We start from the raw sequence: 19,307 nt of genomic DNA on the forward strand, positions 1-19,307 counted from the left end.
ACTCAGAACAACACCGCCATTGCAGCAGGTGTATATTAAAGAAATTATTAATCATTGGGTAAGATCGCTATGTATGTTTTCTTCACTCAATAATTCAAAAAACTATGAGCACAGTAGCAAAAGATTTTGGAATGGACGAAGCGCTTAAAATACTTGGCATTTCCGATATAAATGAAGGAACCTCTACAGGTCAAAAAAGTTTTGGTAATGGAGACATTATCGAGTCTTATTCTCCAGTAGATGGACAATTAATAGGTAAAGTAAAAACTACCACAAAGGAAGATTACGAGAAAGTAATGACCTCTGCAACTGCAGCGTTTAAAGACTTTAGAACCATGCCAGCTCCAGCAAGAGGAGAGATGGTACGTCAGTTTGGAAATAAACTTCGTGAGGTAAAAGAGCCATTAGGTAAACTCGTTTCTTATGAGATGGGTAAATCATATCAAGAAGGACTAGGTGAAGTACAAGAGATGATAGACATCTGTGACTTTGCAGTAGGTCTTTCTCGACAGTTACACGGTCTTACAATGCACTCAGAACGTCCTGGTCACAGAATGTATGAGCAGTACCACCCGCTAGGTGTGGTAGGTATCATTTCGGCATTTAATTTTCCGGTAGCTGTTTGGGCTTGGAACACAGCGCTTGCTTGGGTTTGTGGAGATGTTTGTGTATGGAAACCATCAGAAAAAACACCGCTTTGTGGTGTTGCTTGTCAAAACATTATTGCAGAGGTTCTTAAAGCTAACGATATGCCAGAAGGTATCTCTTGCCTTATAAACGGAGATTACAAAGTAGGTGAGATGATGACTACAGATAAGCGTGTCCCTCTTATTTCTGCTACCGGTTCTACTCGTATGGGTAAAAAGGTGTCTGCTACGGTAGGAGAACGTCTAGGAACGTCACTACTCGAACTAGGGGGAAATAATGCAATCATTGTAACTCCAGACGCAGATATTAAAATGACAGTAATCGGTGCCGTTTTTGGTGCTGTAGGAACTGCTGGACAACGCTGTACATCTACTAGACGTCTTATTATACATGAGAGTATGTATGATAAAGTAAAAGACGCCGTAGTAAAAGCATATGGACAGTTACGCATAGGTAATCCTCTTGATGAAAATAATCACGTAGGACCACTTATCGATACGGATGCAGTTGCCAATTACAACAGCGCACTAGAACGTGTGGTTGCAGAAGGTGGTAACCTTATTGTAGAAGGTGGAGTTCTTAGTGGAGAAGGTTATGAGAGCGGTTGCTACGTAAAGCCAGCGATTGCAGAGGCTAGTAATGATTATGAGATTGTACAACACGAGACTTTTGCTCCTGTATTATACTTATTAAAATACAAAGGTGATGTAATGGATGCTTTAGAGCTTCAAAACGGCGTTGCACAAGGACTTTCGTCTGCTATTATGACAAACAATCTTCGCGAGGCAGAGCGCTTCTTAAGCGTTGCAGGATCAGATTGTGGTATTGCAAACGTAAACATAGGTACTTCTGGTGCAGAGATAGGTGGAGCCTTTGGAGGTGAGAAAGACACTGGAGGAGGCCGCGAGTCTGGATCAGATGCTTGGAAAGTATATATGAGAAGACAGACTAACACTATTAATTACACGACAGAGCTTCCACTTGCCCAAGGAATTAAATTTGACTTATAGGAGACTATCTCTTTAAGATAAAGAATAACGTTCTCAAAAACCGTTTCCCATAATAAGGAAGCGGTTTTTTTATGCGCTTTCGCGAAAATTTGAACACATCAAACCCACTCTTCTCAATATGAGTAAAACAGTATAAAACCTACGTCTTGCGTTAGAAATTGATAATTTTTATTCGATTAATCTCTTAAAATCATCGAGCAAATACATAATCTACTGAATATCAAAGCTCAAAAGTTGTAAGTGTTAATATTTTAACTAACTTTAAGAAACAGTAACCACCTAAAAAACAACCAAATGAGTAAGAAAATGGGATACCTTCTAGGTATGCTGCTTACGATTGTTATTTGTATGATTCTCGCATGGATTTTTTGTTGTAACACTACTCAAAGTAGTGATTCACAAAACAATCAAAGAGAAACAACTATTAACAATCCTCCTGCAGTAGCTACCCCAGAAGTAGCAACCTCAATGGCCTTTAATCTTAAAGGGCCCGATGGGAAATTTGCTTTTACTAGCAACGACAATTTTAACTTCAACACTTCATCATTTTCAATACTACCTCCTATCTCTGGAGAAGTTACAGATGGTGTAAATCAACTCAAAACATATTTTGAGACTGCCGGTAATGAAGATAAGATGATAGATATCACAGGATATTATGATAGTGGAGAAAAAAACACCTCAGCATTTGCAGATCTTGGACTTGCTAGATCAAATTCGGTAAAAAAACTATTTTGTTGATCAAGGAATTCCCTCCAGCCGTATTAACACATACGGAGAGCTACGCGCATCAATAGTTTCTGATGGCAACGTTTACAAAGGCCCTATAGAATACAGGATTTTTAACCAGGCAAATGGAGATCTTGATGCTACTAATACGGCACTACAAGACATAGAGAATAGCCTAAGAGCAGACCCACTAGTATTGTACTTCAATTATGGAGAAGCCTCTGTAACACTAAGCGAGAAAAAACGCTTACAAATAGGAGACATAAGCCGTTATCTTGATAAAAAAGAAGGTGCAACCATCACTGTTGAAGGACACACAGACAGTCAAGGTAGCCTCACAACTAACGATAGATTAGGATTAGAAAGAGCAGAGTTTGCAAAGGCATACCTTGCAAACAACGGTATTCCGGAATCAAAAATCAAAACAGTTTCAAAAGGAGAGCGTAGCCCTATTGAAACAAATGATACTGAGGAAGGACACAATAAAAACAGACGCGCAGTCATCACACTAAACTAACAGACCAAAAACAAAATAATTATGGATTTTTCAAACATAGCTTGCTGGATATGGCCACTCATCGCGGGTGTCATCTGCGGTATTTTAGGATATTTATTGGGTCGCCTTTTTGGCAGTAGTAATAATAAAACAATAGACTACAGCGCAGATCTTGATGCTTGCAAACGCAAAACAACGTCACTACAAGCAGATCTAGATGCGTGTACTCGTAAAACTACATCCTTAGAGGCAGATTTAGCTTCAAGTGAGTCTAAGCTTAGTCTAGCAAAAAAAGCTCCCTTGGCGGCAACTAGTACCGCGAGCATCGCAAGTTCATTTGCGGCAGGGGCAGCTACAAGTAAAACAGTTATTGAAAATACAAATACTAGTGAACCATCACCATCTACAGGTATTATAGGCGTACCGTTTGATGCAGCAGTTGCAAAAGGTGCCTACGGGAAGAAAAAAGTAAGAGAGAATGACCTCACCATCGTAGAGGGCATAGGACCAAAAATCTCAGAGCTATTTCATAATCATGATATTAAAACTTGGGCAGCACTAGCAAGCACTTCTGTAGAGAAGTGCCAGGAAGTACTTAATTCTGGTGGAAAACGCTATGAAATACATCGTCCAGGGACATGGCCTATGCAAGCAGAAATGGCAGCACTAGGAAAATGGGCAGAGCTCAAAAAATGGCAAGATGAGCATGATTATGGTAAGGCGTAAGTAACACAGTATTCCATAAAAAAAAGTCCGCTATGATACATTTCATAGCGGACTTTCATTTTATAAAAAGCTATTTACTATAATAATGTGGCGTCTAATGTGATTTCTGCTTTCATAAGTTTAGACAGTGGGCATACTTCCTTTGCTTTTTGAGCAATCTCTTCAAATTTCTCTTTTGAAATATTTGGCACTTTACCTTTGGTTACTAACTTGATGGTGGTGATTTCGCCATCTTCAAAAGTTACGTGAGCATCTGTGTCAAGACTATCTGCAACAAAATCTTCTTCATTTAACAAGAAACTCAATTGCATTGTATAACAACCGGAATGTGCAGCACCTATAAGCTCTTCTGGGTTAGTCCCTACTCCATCTTCAAATCTTGTCCCAAATGCATATTGTGCTTTATCTAATACAGTACTTTCTGTTGATATTGATCCTTTACCTTCCTTTCCACTTCCTGCCCAATGAGCGCTTGCTTTCCTTGTAAATTTCATAAATGGTAATTTAAAACGACAAGAACATGTCTTCATCGCTGTTATTAATATGAAGTAAAAGTAATTAGATTACGCTTTCGCGAAAGCGGTATTAACAACATATAACATCATCTTTAACAAAGCTTTATAATGACCTCAACTCATAGTCTACACTTGTTTTGAGGAAGTTGAAAGTCATTAACCTATTTGCGTGCCATTTGCTACTTCTCTATCTGGAGCTATTAAAATAACATCCTTCTCATTTCCCAACCCTCCCAAAACGAGACACTCACTCATCATTGTTGCAATTTGCTTAGGAGGAAAATTAAGGACTGCAACCACTTGCCTTCCCACTAGTTCTTGAGTCGTATACAACTCCGTGATTTGTGCAGATGTTTTTCTTTTACCGTGCTCACCAAAGTCCACAACCATTTTATAGGATGGATTTCTAGCCTCTGCAAAAACCTCTGCAGATAAGATGGTGCCTACTCGCATTTCTACCTTAGTAAAATCACTCCAAGTTAAATTTTTATCTTGCTTATCTTCCATAGTTGACTTTTGACACAGAGACTACATAGCTCATGAGTTAGTTAATAATCTACATTACTGCTGGCCATTATTTCCTAGCAAAACAATAACTCCTATCACCATAAGACCCGCTAGTATCGCAAAGAAAATCTTCCAGAATGAATACGGTCGTTTTCCAGAGAGTGCTCCCGTTTCTCCATTAACAAAAAAGTTATATTCCTTACCGTTATAGCGGTATGAACTCACATAAACGGGTAATAAAATGTGTTTAAACGTCTCCTCTGCGAGCTTCATGTCTATAGATGACACTCGTTGTGTATCGCCTCCTATGTCTCTAGCTGCCCAAGTAGATGCTATTTGCTTTGCAACATCACGAGATTTACCATAACCATCTTTGAGAGGAATCGTATATTTTTCTGTCACAAAACCAGATAAAAACCCGCTGTTGAAGGGTTGCAATTTTTTAAGATCCCATCTAGCAATTTTAGAAGGAACTCTTCCTGCTCGTTGTTTTGAGGCTTCTACCAAGGTGTCATCTACAAATCCAGATACACTGCCAGAAGCAGGATACCATCTCGTTTTTTGCACCTGTCTAGATTGCGTTTTTCCTTTACTATCTCGATAGGTTTCTGTCACATAGTAGTACTCCCCTCGCTGGCCCGTATAGTTTGCAGCAAGCTGCGCATCAAAGGTCCAGTAAGGTAAATACAGTCCCTTTGTAAATTGTGGATCTAGTGAAGCTTTCTTTAATTTATTAGGAGCCCACCACAACCCATTTACCCACTTTTTAAAAATAGTAAACGAGGCACCCTGATCTATTTGAAATGGTAATACAGCTCCTGGCAAAATCCAGTTTTCCTTTCGCATATCTTCAAGTATGAGCGGCATACTGCAATACACGCAATGCAGGGATTTATAATGTTCTTCTACATGCTGGTTTGCCCCACAGTTTTTACAGTGAAGCATTGAGATTTCTTCGCTGTTTTTTTGATCTCCCATTTTATCCAAATAAGGATAAAGCTCTAGTTCTTCAAACTTACTGGTCTCAAGTGATATTTTTTCTTGATGCCCGCAGTACTCACAGGTAATAGACGTTGTACCTGGCTTATACTTAAGCTCTGCACCACAATTTATACAGGCTTTTTTAAGTTCAGTTTTATGAATGGGTGTTTCTTCCATATAGGAATAATGAAAGGTGCATATTTAGGAATACGCACCTCAAAAGGTTTTAGTTATACAATATTATTGTGGTAACGGCGGCGGTGTGTTACCTCCTAAGAAAGACTTAAGCTCTTCCACCTCTTGCAATGCAGTCCATGCAGCCATTCCTTGCTTCCACACAAGACTCTCCTTATTGATAGTGCGGTTTGCAAATAAAGCCTTGAGTTGATCTATACTTACGGGTCCTTGTTGCGCACCGTTTACCGCATAAAAATATTGTACTGCGGCTGGCATAGGTGGCGGCATCATTCCACCTTGATTCATTTGTGGTTGTGCTTGTTGTTGTCCGCCCATTTGTGGAGACATCATTCCGCCCATTTGTTGTGCAAGTACAAAGCCCATTCCCATACCCATTCCTGCTCCTGCAGTACCACCTTCATTTGTCGCTGCAGCTTCTATAGCTTTTGCAGTTTTAAACTTAGTAAGTTTATCTAGATCTATTTTATCCAGACGACTGTATTCAAATATTTCTTTCTTGAGGTCTTCTGGCATCGATACATTCTCGATGTAAAACTTCTCAAGAGAAATACCTACAGACATGAACTCTGGCTTCATTACCTCTTGGCACGTCTCAGAAAGCTCTGAAGTATTTGCAGCATACAGCTCTATAGGAAGATTTGCTTCTCCTACCGTATCTGTAAATCTTGTTGCAATGAGACTTTTGAGGTGCTCATTAATCTCAAAATTTGTAAAGTTGTTATCTGTCCCTACGATGTCTACAATAAACTTTCCAGCATCTGCAATTTTAAAGGCATAGGTTCCAAAAGCGCGAATTTCTACAAGTCCGAAACGATCATCACTTAACGTAATTGGGTTTTTAGTTCCCCACTTTTCATCTGTGAATAAGTGTGTGTTTACAAAATAAACTTCTGCTTTAAATGGAGAGTTAAAGCCATATTTCCAACCTTTAATAGTAGATAAAATTGGTAAATTCTGAGTTGTTAGATCATACGTTCCAGGTGTAAACACATCTGCCAGTTGGCCTTCATTTACAAACACTGCCGTCTGTCCTTCACGTACAACAAGCTTTGCACCATTTTTTATCTCATTTTGATAGCGCTCAAAACGGTGAGCAATGGTGTCATCTGTATAGTCTAACCACTCGACAATATCTATAAACTCATTACTGAGTTTCTCTTTAATTTTACTGAAAATATCCATAGGTTGTGTTGTTTTATTTTGTGTTTTAAAGTTATGAAAAAAGGAGTATAAAAAAACCTACTATCGTTCCCTCAAACAATAGCAGGTCTTATTTGCCTATATAAAGGCAGCTCAAAACAATGTATGGTGGCTTATCATCTATCCTTGATACTCATATGAGCTACCATCTGGAAACTCTATTGAGAAATAAGAAACATCAAATTCCTCATCTTGAAAAATTTCTTCTAGAAGTCCCCACTCTTCCGTATTTGTATTCATGACATATTTTTTTAAGTGATTAATACATTACAAATATGAACCAGATTTATGGATCTCTAAGGGATATAATAGCGTGAATTTACAAGGGCGTAAACCCCTATATTAATAAGTTATTCTTAAACAGCATACACGAAAGACTTATTAATAGAGCTGCTAGACACCTTTTCTTATAGTGCTATAGAGGTTGTTGTTAAGCTTTCGCGAAAGCGTTATTAATACCCTTAAAGAATTCCTATTTTTGATACACTTTTAAAATCAATATGTATGCTCACGATAGATCCTAAAGAAATTCCAGTTCCACAATTATTTGCTCACCTTACAGGTGCTGTGGGACCGCGTCCTATTGCATTTGCAAGTACGGTAGATAAGAATGGTAAAGTAAATCTTGCTCCTTTTAGCTTTTTTAATGTCTTTGGGGCAAATCCTCCTATTCTTGTGTATTCACCTTCTAGAAGTGGTCGTGATAACACCACAAAACACACGCTAGATAACGTACTTGAAGTACCTGAATGTACTGTAAACATTGTAAACTATGCAATGGTGCAACAAATGTCACTTGCAAGTACGGCTTATGCAAAAGGTGTAAACGAGTTTACAAAGTCTGGACTTACTGAAAAACCATCTGAGATGGTGCAACCTCCTTGCGTTGCAGAGGCTCCTGTACAGTTTGAGTGTAAAGTAATTGAGGTAAAGCCACTAGGTGATCAAGGTGGCGCGGGAAATCTTGTAATTTGCGAGATTTTAAAAATGCATATTGATGAGGAGGTACTAGATGCTCATGGAGCAATAGATCCTCTCAAGATAGATCAAGTCTCACGTATGGGTGCAAACTGGTATAGTAGAGCAAAAGATGGACTTTTTGAAGTGCCTAAACCTGTTTTAAGAACTGGCATAGGGGTGGATATGATCCCTCAAGAAATAAGAAATAGTACGATACTCACTGGTAACGACTTAGGTACGTTAGGTAATGTAGAGCAGCTACCTACCGAAGATGAGATTTCTGACTTTATAGCACAACATGAAGATTTAAGAACAAATCTTGCCACAGCAAGTGAGGAAACGGTGCATAAACTGGCAAAGGAATATTTAGATAAAAAAAATGTGGATAATGCGTGGAGAGTTCTGCTCGCAAAACGCTAGGATTTTCATAAATTTACACCCTAATAATTGAACGCGATGGAAGTACAAGGTAAAGTAAAGATGGTCGGTGAGACTCAAACATTTGGGAGCAACGGCTTTAGAAAAAGAGAACTTGTCGTAACGACAGAAGAGCAATACCCACAGCACATTATGGTGGAGTTTGTACAAGATAAAACAGATCTTTTGAACAACTATGCTGTTGGTCAAAATGTAAAAGTGAGCATTAACTTAAGAGGACGCGAGTGGGTAAATCCACAAGGTGAGACTAAGTATTTTAACTCTATCCAAGGATGGCGCATTGAGAATGTATCTGCTGAAAATGCAGGTGGTGGTCAACCACTTCCTCCTATGCCTCCTGCAGATTCATTTGAGCCTGCAACAAACTTAAATAGTGACGATCACGACGATCTACCATTTTAAGACGATAAAGGTCAACGTATTGATATTTGAACCCAAAACAATTAACTTGTTTTGGGTTCTTTATTTTTACACCTTTATCAACCTATGATTGTATACGGAGTTTGTAAAAGTTGCCATAACCACTTGAGCTTAAATGTTCTTGCAGGCACACGTCCTGAACTTTCAAAACAAATAGGTGCAAGCATTTCAAAAAAATGTAACCGATGCGGGGTCACTACCACCTTTACTATAAACCAGCTCAAAGCAAAACTCTCAAAACGCATACGTCATGCAGTTTTGGAGGTTGCAATTGTAGGTGTTGTAATATTATCTTCTGCCTACTACTTTCTCACAGACATCACCTATATCGCCTTAATTATTGCACTTTACACGCCACTTGCAATAGGCTATGTGTGGCATACGAGAAGAAATTTTAAGTTAATTGATACTTTTAATAGAAGCAAAGCCTAGTTATCTTTGTGTATAGCTATTAATTATACTCGTGCTTTTACTCCCAGAAGATCAACATTGGAATAATGACCCTTGGTTTCCAGAACACCATCTGGCAGACGAGGAAGGGTTACTTATGGTAGGTGGTGATCTCACTACAGACTGGTTATTACTTGCTTATAATTCTGGCATTTTTCCTTGGTATAATGAGGGACAGCCTATTTTATGGTGGACGCCAGACCCGCGTATGGTAGTAAAACCTAGTGACGTACACGTATCAAAATCTATGCGAAAAGTGTTACGAGACAATCACTTTACAGTTACCTATAACCAGAATTTTCTAGAAGTCATACTTGCTTGTAAACGCATTAAGCGCAACGGTCAAGATGGCACGTGGATTACTAATGATATTATAGATGCATACCTCAGATTACACGAGCTAGGTCATGCTATTTCCGTTGAGGTTTGGCATGATAAAAAATTAGTCGGAGGTCTTTATGGAATAGATCTAAAGGAGAAAGGAATATTTTGTGGAGAAAGCATGTTTGCAACCATGAGCAATGCCAGTAAAGTGGGATTTATTACGCTTTCGCGAAGGCTAGAAAAAGAAAATTACCACCTCATCGATTGCCAGATGTATACAGACCATCTAGCGAGCCTAGGTGCCGCCGAAATTCCGAGAGATTTATTTCTTGAATATCTACAGTAGGGACGCAATACCTTGCGTCCCTACTGCACCTTGTTATATCTAAAGCAACTTACTTCATGGTCATTTACCATACCAATAGCTTGCATAAATGCATAGATAATGGTGCTTCCCACAAACTTGAATCCGCGTTTTTTGAGGTCTTTTGATATGGCGTCACTCAGCGGAGTATTTGCTGGTGCTTCTTTGTATGACTGTATCTCATTTTGGATAGGAGTATTATCTACATAAGCCCATAGATACTTAGAAAAACTCCCAAACTCTTCTTGAATCTCCATATATAGCCTAGCATTTGTGACTGTACCACGCACTTTTAATTTATTTCTGATAATGCCGGCATCTTGCAATAATGACTGGATTTTATCTTCTTTATAAGCTGCAATACGCTTGTAGTCAAAGTTATCAAAGGCAACCCTAAAGTTTTCTCTCTTTTTTAAAATAGTAATCCAACTCAATCCCGCTTGAAAAGTTTCTAATACTAGAAACTCAAAAAGCAAATCCTCATCTCTCAAGGGAGTACCCCACTCATTATCATGATACGCTTCATAGAGATCATCACCTACACACCAACTGCATTTATTTTTTGTCATCATTGCTTCATTTGGGATTCTAAAGTGAAAGATAGTAAGTTTGTAGCAGAGCTCACGACATATGAGCTATGGAAACAATGGAAAAAACAACAACACAATTAATAGCAGAGGGTCTCTCTCAAGCTATTTCATATCATGATTATAGAGTACTTACAGAGACTCACGCCCTAGAAGGAACTAATACAGGTCCAGAAGTGACAGAGGCGCTACATAACTATACAATGCTTAATCACAAACGCATGAAACGTCTAGACAAGACGCTCAAGCTCTCTGATGATGTGCAGCAACAAATTAGAGATTTTAAAGGAGATGTAACTTGGCTAGTACTTACGGAGAGCTGGTGTGGTGACGCTGCTCAAACGATGCCTATAATGCAAAAGTTTGCAGACCTCAACCCTAACATTACATTTAAAGTTATTCTTAGAGATGAGAATCTTGATCTTATGGATCAATTTTTATATAATGGAGGGCGTTCTATTCCGAGACTTATCGCTGTAAATAGCGACACAAATGAAGTGATAGCAGACTGGGGACCACGTCCATCTGAGGCCACAAAAATGGTCAATGATTATAAAGAAGCTCACGGTAAGTTAACTCCAGAATTTAAAGAAGATTTACAAGTGTGGTATAACAAAGACAAAGGACAAGGAACTGCCCAAGATTTACTTAAACTACTTAAGTAAGCTCTTACCCTTGAAAATCAAAAGTCACACTCCCTAATTGTGTGGCTTTATTTCCTTTATCAAAGTAAGCTCTAGTTAAATACTCCATTGCCTGATCTATGAGACATCCGTTTGAACTTGTAGAGGCACTTTTATTATAATCCTTATCTATGATAGTCCCTTTATCATTTACGGTGATATTCACTACTATTTTACCGTAAGCATCGCAGGTATACACAGGATTAGGTAAAACTATTGCAGTACGGCCTACTAGATCGTAAGAAACCGTACTCTGTCTGTAAGCACTTTTCTTTTTCTTATTACGTGCAGCTTCTCGAGCATCTATAGCCGCTTGTACCTCTTCTCTTTTTGCTTCTAGATTACCTTCTCGAGCTTCTTGAAGCGCCTTAAGCTTAGCCTCATTGTCGTCATTAAGTTGCTCTACACTATTCTGCTGTTGAGCTTCTATTGCTTTTCTAATTTCGTCATCATCTTCAAAGCTTCTATTTTCCTTTCTAAGTTGAGCGGTATTGTAGGCTTGGTTTGTTCTTGAAATACGACGCTCTTGAACTTGATCTTCTTGTTGCTCCTGAAGCTCCTCTACTACCTCCTCAGTAATTACAGGAATCTCTATAAACTCCTCTATCTCTCCTTGATATGGTTTTACTCCCAGAAAGAAAAATATAAGCACAAGTAAACTTGCCCCCGTAACGGTAATTAGTAAAGCCTTATCAGAATGAGAGATCTTCATAAAGAACTAAAAAAATAAAAGTAAAATAGCTGAATCGCCTAATAACAGTGTTTCACAAATTATTCTTCTGTGGATGCAGCTGTAATTTCGGCTATAAATCCATCAAGAGACTGTGCATCATCTACGTTGTAATTACCTATTTTGGTTCTTCTCAATGCACTCAAATGAGCTCCACTTTTGAGTCCTTCGCCAAAATCAAATGCTAGCGATCTAATATATGTTCCTTTACTACAGCGCACTTTAAAATCTACTTCTGGCATTGCAATGCGAGTGATTTCAAAAGATGAGATATTAATCTCACGTTTAGAAATATCTACTTCTTCTCCTGCTCGTGCAAATTCATACAAGCGTTTGCCCTCCTTTTTGAGTGCAGAAAATACAGGTGGGCGTTGCATGATGTTTCCTTGGTACGCTTTCGCGAAAGCGTAAATATCCTCATCAGTAATATGTTCTGTAGAAAAAGTTTGATCTACTTCTGTCTCAAGATCATAACTAGGCGTAGTACCACCTAAAACAATGGTGCCCGTATATTCCTTTTCTTGCCCAACGAACTCGTGTAAGCGCTTTGTAAACTTCCCCGTACAAATAATCATAAGGCCAGTTGCCAAAGGATCTAACGTACCTGCATGGCCTACTTTTATCTTCTTTATATTAAGATTCTTACGTATAAGCCAGCGCACTTTGTTAACCAGCTGGAATGAGGTCCACTCTAGCGGTTTATCAAAAATGAGTACTTGCCCATCTTTATAATCTTGGTCTGTAAGCATAGCCAGCTTGGTTTTGTAGGTTTTGTTAGGGACTAGGAAGCAAAGTTATCAAGATAATGCTATTTAACTAGAAATATCACGCATAACTTATTATGCTTTTTATGATATCAAAATACTCTTATTGTGGTTTAATGATATATTTTTATAAGAAATCACTTCCTTATCTCCGTAATAAATAAGAAATATACTTTAAAATAAAATATGTCCCAGTTGCAAAGAATTATTGTTTTAGTAGGTTTAATCCTAATGTGCACGCAATGTTCATCTAATGATGGGTCGTCTGATGATGTAGTAGAAGTTACTGTTCCTGTAGTTACACCCACAGATGAAACAGATGACGATGGTACAACAGATGAAGACAATGCTCTAGACACCGAGGCCTTCTCATTTGAGCCAAATTTAGTTATAGAAAATAGTTTCAATACGGGTGGTTGTATACCAGGACCTTGTGATACAGACGATGAAGATCTCGATGACATTTTTGAAAGTGGACAGCCAGATGACGAGTATTTTTATTCTTCTAATAACGGAACCATTTTAAATTTGAAGTGCCAACTAGAAAAAGGAAGAAGAACCGAGTTTAAACAATCCTCAGAAGGTCCATTAACAACACCATCTCGCATGGAATTTGAAGCAGTATACTTAGATATTCCTACAGAAGGAATAACCATTGCGCAGGTTCATAATAGAGGTGGTAGTTCTAATAAGCCTTTTTTTAGACTTGAATTGCATAATGATGAACTAGAAACTGTAGTAAGAAGAGATCCAGAAGTAAGCTCGAGTGATACAGAATTTGATAAAGATTTTTATTCTTTTGTCAATGGTGCAAACTATAATAGTGAGCCCTTAAAAATCATTATTGAAAAAGGTAATGGTGTTGTACATCTTATTGTAGCCCAGGGAGGTCAAACGCTTATAGATGATACTTACAGCCCTGAGGTAGGCACAAACTGGATAGACGATAATAGTATTGCAAATGGATATTATCTTAAGGCTGGAATCTATAATCCAGCTGCAAACCATACTGAAGCTATTGAATTACAGTATTCAATGTTTCACTTTACATCAGAAGACGAGAACTAGAGATAAAACGTATTAAGCTTGATTATAGATGGAAAATCCTATTGCAATTACTCCTACAATGAGACAGTAAATAGCAAACCAAGAGAGTTTACTTTTCTTCACAAGTTTAATCATCCACGTACAAGCTACAAGTCCTGCTACAAAGGCAGCTACAAAGCCTATTACTAGTACAGATACGTTACCCGTTTGTGTGGTAAGCGCTCCATCCATAAGGTCTTTTGCAATCTTCCCAAAAATAAGCGGGATCACCATTAAAAATGAAAAACGCGCTGCTTTGCTCTTATCATTACCCAATAACACAGAGGTAGATATAGTTGCTCCACTGCGAGAAATTCCAGGAATCATTGCCACTGCTTGAGAGACGCCAATTATGAACGCATTTGAAAAAGTAACGTTCTTTTGAGTGTCTTTTGCTCTATCTGCAAAGTATAATAGTACCGCAGTTACAAGAAGCATACAGCCTACGAGCATGATATTTCCTCCAAAAAGCGCTTCTAGTTGTTCTTCAAAAAATAGTCCTACAATCACTGCAGGAATCATGGATAACAGGATTTTTGCCGAAAATTGTGTTTCTTCATTCCACTTGAATGAAAACAATCCGCTTAGAATTTCTACGATATCTTTTCTAAAAACTACGATGGTAGAAAGTGCTGTGGCAAAGTGCACAACAACGGTAAACATCAAGCTTTCTTCTGGGACAGAAGTGTCTCCTAAGATTGCCTTTCCTAGTTCTAAATGACCACTAGAAGAAACTGGTAAAAACTCTGTGAGTCCTTGAATGACACCAAGGATTAATGCGTCTAAGTTATCCATAACCGCAAAGATAAGATTGTCGTTATAAGGGGCAAGTGTTACTTCCCTTTATTAGGATTAAGTAGTATCGCATATACTTCTATACCAAAACCTATGAGAATCACAGCAGGTGCTAGACGTATACGTCTCCATGAGTAGATCTCAGGATTAAAAACATTAGGGTCGTCACTACCACCACCAGACATTAGTATAAAGCCTAAGGCAATCACGCCAAGTCCAATAAGCATCCAGGTAAAATTCTTCTTACCAAAGATAAATTCGGTTTCTTGTTTAATAACTTCTTTACGTTTTTGTTCTCCCATAGTAATACTTTAATACTGCTAGTAGTATAATTCGTCTGTGCGCAAATTTAAGAAACGTTGTGTTGCAAGAAAGGTGCTAAACCAAGTAATCACGATACCCATCATAAATACCCCTCCAAAAAGTGCTCCTAGTAGAAGTGGATCATCAAGTAATGTGAGTTGAGGAAAAGTCTTGTTTGCATAATACAATACTCCAGCCATCCCTGCTATAGCTATAAGCGCTCCTATAATCCCTAAACGCACACTTTTCCAAACGAAAGGCCTGCGTATAAATTTTTTAGTCGCTCCAACCATCTGCATGGTTTTTATGGTAAATCGCTTAGCATATACGGATAATCGTATAGAACTATTAATAAGCAACACTGCTATAAAAGTGAATATCCCTGAGATAATGAGAATCCACAGGCTCATTTTCTTAATATTGTCGTTAAGGAGTGAGATTAACGGCTTGTCATACGTCACTTCCTCTACAAAGTTTTTAGAAGCAATTTCTGCTGCGATTTCTGATACTTTTTCAGCAGACACGTAATCTGCATTAAGATATAAATCTATGCTATTTTGTAGTGGATTTTCTCCAAGGTAATCTACAAAGTTTTCTCCTAGCGCTTCGCTATGCGCTTCGGCAGCTTCTTCTTTTGATACAAATTGTATGGACTTCGTGTATTCTGCAAGCGACAAAGACTTCTCAAGCTGCTTCATTTCCACATCTTTTGCTCCATCTTTAAAGTAAACACCCACTGCAATAGTTTCCTTAAAATAGTCGGCTACTTTTTTGGTGTTAAGCACTAGTAATCCTAGTATTCCCAGTAAAAATAGTACCAAAGCAATACTAATCACCACCGAAAAATAGGAGGTAATCAATCGTCTTTTCTGGTATTTCTCAAAGGATGAACTCATCTGCTAGGGTTTTGAGTAAAAGTAGTAAATCCTACACACTCCGTTATCAAACGAAGAGATTCTGATTGTATTATTTTAAAAAATAATTTATAAGAAGAGATCACTCTCCACATACGCATCTATTACACGCTGCTCGCCTTCTTTCCCCTTGATACTGTTGCCATGCTCCATTCCTAAAACTCCTTTAAAACCACGACTATGAATGTATTTAAATACATTTTTATAGTTAATCTCTCCAGAGGTAGGCTCATTGCGCCCTGGATTATCCCCTATCTGGAAATACGCAATCTCGTCCCAACACTGTTCTATGTTAGGAATCAAGTTTCCTTCTTGAATTTGCTGATGATAAATATCAAAAAGAATCTTACATGACGGACTATCTACTGCTTTACAAATCTGGTATGCTTGTGGCGACTTAGATAGAAAGAGTCCTGGATGATTTCTAAAATTTAATGGTTCAAGCACCATTACAATTCCATGTGGTTCTAGAATCGCTGCAGCTTGTTTTAAAGTCTCTACCACATTTGCCGTTTGAAAATCAATATTTTGACGCAAGTCTACGTGACCAGGCACCACGGTCATCCATTTTGCATTTACACGCTTTGCAACTTCTATAGAACTTTTGATATCTGCCAGAAACTCATCACGCCATTCTTGTTTTCCGCTGGCTAGGTTTGGTTTTGTCCAGTGTATTTTGTGAGCAACAAAAACACCCATGGTCATTCCGCGTTCTTTCATGACAAGCGCCATCGCTTTTTGTTCGGAAACAGGACGGTTGCGCATCTCATTGTCTTCAAAGGCAGTAAATCCTTGATCTGCCATAAAGTGAAGCTGATCGATCACATTTTCGCCAGCGAGCTCTTTAAACATCCCTACATGTGGTGCATAATTGAGATTAAAAGAATGTGCTCCATTTTTCGCTTTCGCGAAAGCGGAGACATCTTCTATCCCTTTAACCATAGCATTTACCCCGAAACTACCTAAACCTAAAAAGGAACCCGTGAGAGCTCCTTTTTGTATAAATTTCCTTCTGTCCATAATTTATTAAAATTCTTGCAACATTGTCATTTATAGCATTCCATTAATTACACATCTAGTAATTATAGAGAATATGTCTTTCCTCCTGTTGCTTCCTCTAGCGGTAAGCAACCTATTTGTTTACCTGGAATAGGCTCATAAGCGAGAACATTTTCTCCTATTTCTTCTGAGGCTTTCCATCCCCATATAGCCATTCCTCTTATATTTCCTAAAAGACTGAATGCTCCAGCATCTGGATCTACCTTAACTGTTTTATCATTTTGATAGGCTTGATAAAACTCACCAAGGCTTTTCTGAAATACAGCTTCTTGCTCTTTTGAAGATGTAAGATACTTTGCCAACAGGGCGTCATAATCCTCCGCTTCTGCATCGTCAAATGTTTTACCAGATGCATCTTGCAATCTATTTGCAAGCGCATCAAATCCTGCTAGAATTTGCGTTTTACCTTCTGCATCTACTGCTTGATTCCAGTAAGTATCTATAAACTTGTGCGCACCTACATCTACCGCTCCTGGGATTGTCTCGTCAGAAGGAATAATTAAATCTACAATATGCCTTAACGCTTTACCTTGAGAATTGCTTAAAAATACAGGCTCAAATACAGGTCCATCTGCTTTGCAACTTTGTAAAAGGCTCAATATAGTAGGTGTTGCAACAAGTGCGACTCCACCTAATCCTAAGTTCTTTATTAACTGTCTTCTTTTCATCTTACGCTTCTTTTTTGATTTGAGCTGCAGCGTGATTTGCGGCACGTGCACTAAAAGCCATATATGTGAGTGATGGGTTTACACAACTTGCAGAGGTCATAAACGCTCCATCTGTTACATAAACGTTAGGAACAGCGTGTAACTGGTTATTACCGTTACAAACTGATGTCTTAGGATCACGACCCATACGAGCCGTACCCATTTCATGTATTCCGTTACCCGGAGCACTAGGATCATCCATAGTCTGGATATCTGTAAATCCAGCTTTTTTAAGCATATCTTTTGCACTTGCAATCATATCCTTACGCATTTCCCACTCATTCTCTTTCCACTCTGCGTCAAAGTTTACTTTAGGTTGTCCCCATTTATCTAGATCATTGTAATCCAGCGTCATTTTGTTTTCATGGTAAGGAAGACACTCTCCAAAGCCCATAAGGCTCATAGTCCATCCTCCTGGTTTTTGAATCTCTTCTTTGAGCTTTGCACCGTATCCTGCCTCAGCAATTTGTGGCTGGTAATCACCACGTCCAGCTCCACCTTGATAACCGTAACCACGCTTAAAGTTTTTCTGATCTGTCACTCCTCCTATATTTCTAAAACGTGGAATATATAGCCCATTAGGGCGACGTCCTTTGTAATATTTGTCTTTATCTCCATCCCACTTTGCAGTTGCTCCTGCTTTAAAGTGGTGATCCATTAAGTTGTGACCTAACTCTCCAGAGTCATTACCCATTCCATTAGGAAAACGCTCACTCTTAGAGTTCATAAGAATACTAGCAGATGCAATGGCAGATGCACAAAGGAAAACGGTCTTTGCTTTAAACTCCATGGTTTCCATGGTTTCTTGATCGGTAACTTTTACTCCAGTTGCCTTACCTGTTTTATCATCGTACATCACTTCTGTAACGATAGAAAATGGACGTAACGTCATATTCCCTGTGCGTTCTGCAGCTGGTAGTGTGGATGAATTACTTGAGAAGTATCCCCCGAAAGGACACCCTCTCATACAACGATTTCTAAACTGGCAGGCAGAACGCCCGTCATAAGTTTTTGACCCTGTAATGTGAGCAACACGGCCTATAGTAAGTAAACGACCGTCTTTATAATTTTCGGCCATGTTTTTCTTAAGCACTTCCTCCACACAGTTAAGCTCCATTGGAGGTGAGAATTTACCATCAGGTAACACCTCAAGTCCTAGGTTTTCTCCAGAAACAGAGATATACTCTTCAACCTTATCATACCAAGGAGATATATCGCTATAACGTACTGGCCAGTCTACAGCAATACCTTCCTTTTTATTTGCTTCAAAGTCAATATCAGATAAACGGTAACTCTGACGTCCCCACATAAGTGAACGTCCTCCTACGTGGTAACCACGTATCCAGTCAAAACGTTTGGTCTCATTATAAGGATGATCAACGTCATCCACAAAAAAATGTCTATGCTCAGCTTTATGCACATACCCAGTACGAGATTGCTTCTCATAACGAGCATCTACTTCTACGCTATTATTACCCTTTAATTCAAAGTCCCAAGGGTCTTTATGCATTGTAGGATAGTCTTCTATGTGATTAACCATACGACCACGCTCTAAAACAAGCGTTTTCATACCATTCTCACATAACTCTTTTGCTGCCCATCCTCCGGAGATCCCTGAGCCTACGACGATTGCGTCGTACATTTCGTTTTCGTTAGCTGTATTCACTATATATTGTATTAATGAAAAAAATTTGTGATGTAGTTTACCAAATA

23 protein-coding genes are annotated in these 19,307 nt (G+C 38.6%); 10 read left to right on the forward strand and 13 right to left on the reverse strand.

Annotated elements, in window-relative coordinates:
• Positions 1-104: 104 nt before the first annotated feature.
• The 4 genes from JM84_RS01860 (at position 105) to JM84_RS01875 (ending at position 3,609) form a co-directional block, all read left to right on the forward strand.
• Entirely contained in the window at positions 105-1,658 is a 1,554-nt protein-coding gene (locus JM84_RS01860) for an aldehyde dehydrogenase family protein (protein WP_013750768.1), read from the forward strand.
• Between the two features lie 294 nt (positions 1,659-1,952).
• Positions 1,953-2,399: a hypothetical protein gene (locus JM84_RS01865; RefSeq protein ID WP_144782464.1), complete on the forward strand. Its 447-nt coding sequence runs from the start codon at positions 1,953-1,955 to the stop codon at positions 2,397-2,399.
• Positions 2,400-2,583: 184 nt separating this feature from the next.
• Positions 2,584-2,904 (forward strand): OmpA family protein, encoded by a 321-nt coding sequence (locus JM84_RS15335; RefSeq protein ID WP_186439095.1) that lies wholly within the window; start codon positions 2,584-2,586, stop codon positions 2,902-2,904.
• 21 nt (positions 2,905-2,925) lie between these two features.
• A complete protein-coding gene (locus JM84_RS01875) occupies positions 2,926-3,609 on the forward strand; it encodes a hypothetical protein (RefSeq protein ID WP_013750766.1) in 684 nt (227 codons plus the stop codon).
• 77 nt (positions 3,610-3,686) lie between these two features.
• Here JM84_RS01875 and JM84_RS01880 read toward each other — a convergent pair whose 3' ends face one another.
• The 4 genes from JM84_RS01880 to JM84_RS01895 all read right to left on the reverse strand — a co-directional run bounded on the left by JM84_RS01880 (position 3,687) and on the right by JM84_RS01895 (position 6,992).
• Positions 3,687-4,103 (reverse strand): OsmC family protein, encoded by a 417-nt coding sequence (locus tag JM84_RS01880; RefSeq protein ID WP_041295646.1) that lies wholly within the window; start codon positions 4,101-4,103, stop codon positions 3,687-3,689.
• A gap of 177 nt (positions 4,104-4,280) precedes the next feature.
• Positions 4,281-4,631, reverse strand: coding sequence for a tRNA-binding protein (locus tag JM84_RS01885; RefSeq protein ID WP_013750764.1), 351 nt, complete (start codon positions 4,629-4,631; stop codon positions 4,281-4,283).
• A gap of 54 nt (positions 4,632-4,685) precedes the next feature.
• Positions 4,686-5,789, reverse strand: a complete 1,104-nt coding sequence (locus JM84_RS01890; RefSeq protein WP_013750763.1) for a hypothetical protein — start codon at positions 5,787-5,789, stop codon at positions 4,686-4,688.
• A gap of 63 nt (positions 5,790-5,852) precedes the next feature.
• Positions 5,853-6,992, reverse strand: a complete 1,140-nt coding sequence (locus JM84_RS01895; protein WP_013750762.1) for an SPFH domain-containing protein — start codon at positions 6,990-6,992, stop codon at positions 5,853-5,855.
• Positions 6,993-7,514: 522 nt separating this feature from the next.
• On the opposite strand from JM84_RS01895, the gene JM84_RS01900 reads away from it, so the two are divergent.
• The 4 genes from JM84_RS01900 (at position 7,515) to aat (ending at position 9,948) form a co-directional block, all read left to right on the forward strand.
• Complete coding sequence (locus JM84_RS01900) at positions 7,515-8,390, forward strand: flavin reductase family protein (protein ID WP_013750760.1); 876 nt, start codon at positions 7,515-7,517, stop codon at positions 8,388-8,390.
• Positions 8,391-8,426: 36 nt separating this feature from the next.
• Positions 8,427-8,810, forward strand: a complete 384-nt coding sequence (locus JM84_RS01905) for a DUF3127 domain-containing protein (protein ID WP_013750759.1) — start codon at positions 8,427-8,429, stop codon at positions 8,808-8,810.
• Between the two features lie 84 nt (positions 8,811-8,894).
• A complete protein-coding gene (locus JM84_RS01910; protein ID WP_144782468.1) occupies positions 8,895-9,260 on the forward strand; it encodes a hypothetical protein in 366 nt (121 codons plus the stop codon).
• A gap of 31 nt (positions 9,261-9,291) precedes the next feature.
• Positions 9,292-9,948, forward strand: a complete 657-nt coding sequence (aat, locus tag JM84_RS01915; protein ID WP_013750757.1) for a leucyl/phenylalanyl-tRNA--protein transferase — start codon at positions 9,292-9,294, stop codon at positions 9,946-9,948.
• A gap of 20 nt (positions 9,949-9,968) precedes the next feature.
• On the opposite strand, the gene JM84_RS01920 is transcribed toward aat, so the two are convergent.
• Positions 9,969-10,535 carry a DNA-3-methyladenine glycosylase I gene (locus JM84_RS01920; protein WP_041295644.1) on the reverse strand — a complete coding sequence of 189 codons (567 nt, stop codon included), beginning with the start codon at positions 10,533-10,535 and terminating at the stop codon, positions 9,969-9,971.
• A 68-nt stretch (positions 10,536-10,603) separates the two neighbouring features.
• On the opposite strand from JM84_RS01920, the gene JM84_RS01925 reads away from it, so the two are divergent.
• Positions 10,604-11,218: a thioredoxin family protein gene (locus tag JM84_RS01925; RefSeq protein WP_013750755.1), complete on the forward strand. Its 615-nt coding sequence runs from the start codon at positions 10,604-10,606 to the stop codon at positions 11,216-11,218.
• Positions 11,219-11,222: 4 nt separating this feature from the next.
• Here JM84_RS01925 and JM84_RS01930 read toward each other — a convergent pair whose 3' ends face one another.
• Positions 11,223-11,948, reverse strand: coding sequence for a hypothetical protein (locus tag JM84_RS01930; protein WP_013750754.1), 726 nt, complete (start codon positions 11,946-11,948; stop codon positions 11,223-11,225).
• 59 nt (positions 11,949-12,007) lie between these two features.
• Positions 12,008-12,715 carry a tRNA pseudouridine(55) synthase TruB gene (gene truB, locus JM84_RS01935; protein ID WP_013750753.1) on the reverse strand — a complete coding sequence of 236 codons (708 nt, stop codon included), beginning with the start codon at positions 12,713-12,715 and terminating at the stop codon, positions 12,008-12,010.
• Positions 12,716-12,925: 210 nt separating this feature from the next.
• On the opposite strand from truB, the gene JM84_RS01940 reads away from it, so the two are divergent.
• On the forward strand, positions 12,926-13,798 hold the full coding sequence (locus JM84_RS01940; protein ID WP_144782470.1) for a polysaccharide lyase family 7 protein: 873 nt from the start codon (positions 12,926-12,928) through the stop codon (positions 13,796-13,798).
• A gap of 12 nt (positions 13,799-13,810) precedes the next feature.
• Here JM84_RS01940 and JM84_RS01945 read toward each other — a convergent pair whose 3' ends face one another.
• The 6 genes from JM84_RS01945 to JM84_RS01970 form a co-directional block, all read right to left on the reverse strand.
• Complete coding sequence (locus JM84_RS01945) at positions 13,811-14,611, reverse strand: undecaprenyl-diphosphate phosphatase (RefSeq protein WP_144782472.1); 801 nt, start codon at positions 14,609-14,611, stop codon at positions 13,811-13,813.
• 38 nt (positions 14,612-14,649) lie between these two features.
• Positions 14,650-14,913, reverse strand: coding sequence for a DUF3098 domain-containing protein (locus tag JM84_RS01950; protein ID WP_013750750.1), 264 nt, complete (start codon positions 14,911-14,913; stop codon positions 14,650-14,652).
• Between the two features lie 18 nt (positions 14,914-14,931).
• Positions 14,932-15,810, reverse strand: coding sequence for a cell division protein FtsX (locus tag JM84_RS01955; RefSeq protein WP_013750749.1), 879 nt, complete (start codon positions 15,808-15,810; stop codon positions 14,932-14,934).
• 87 nt (positions 15,811-15,897) lie between these two features.
• Positions 15,898-16,848, reverse strand: coding sequence for a hydroxypyruvate isomerase family protein (locus tag JM84_RS01960; protein WP_013750748.1), 951 nt, complete (start codon positions 16,846-16,848; stop codon positions 15,898-15,900).
• 62 nt (positions 16,849-16,910) lie between these two features.
• Positions 16,911-17,555 (reverse strand): gluconate 2-dehydrogenase subunit 3 family protein, encoded by a 645-nt coding sequence (locus JM84_RS01965; RefSeq protein ID WP_013750747.1) that lies wholly within the window; start codon positions 17,553-17,555, stop codon positions 16,911-16,913.
• Position 17,556: 1 nt separating this feature from the next.
• Entirely contained in the window at positions 17,557-19,236 is a 1,680-nt protein-coding gene (locus JM84_RS01970; RefSeq protein WP_041295826.1) for a GMC oxidoreductase, read from the reverse strand.
• Between the last annotated feature and the right edge of the window lie 71 nt (positions 19,237-19,307).

Source organism: Dokdonia sp. Hel_I_63 (assembly GCF_007827285.1).
Lineage (GTDB): Bacteria > Bacteroidota > Bacteroidia > Flavobacteriales > Flavobacteriaceae > Dokdonia.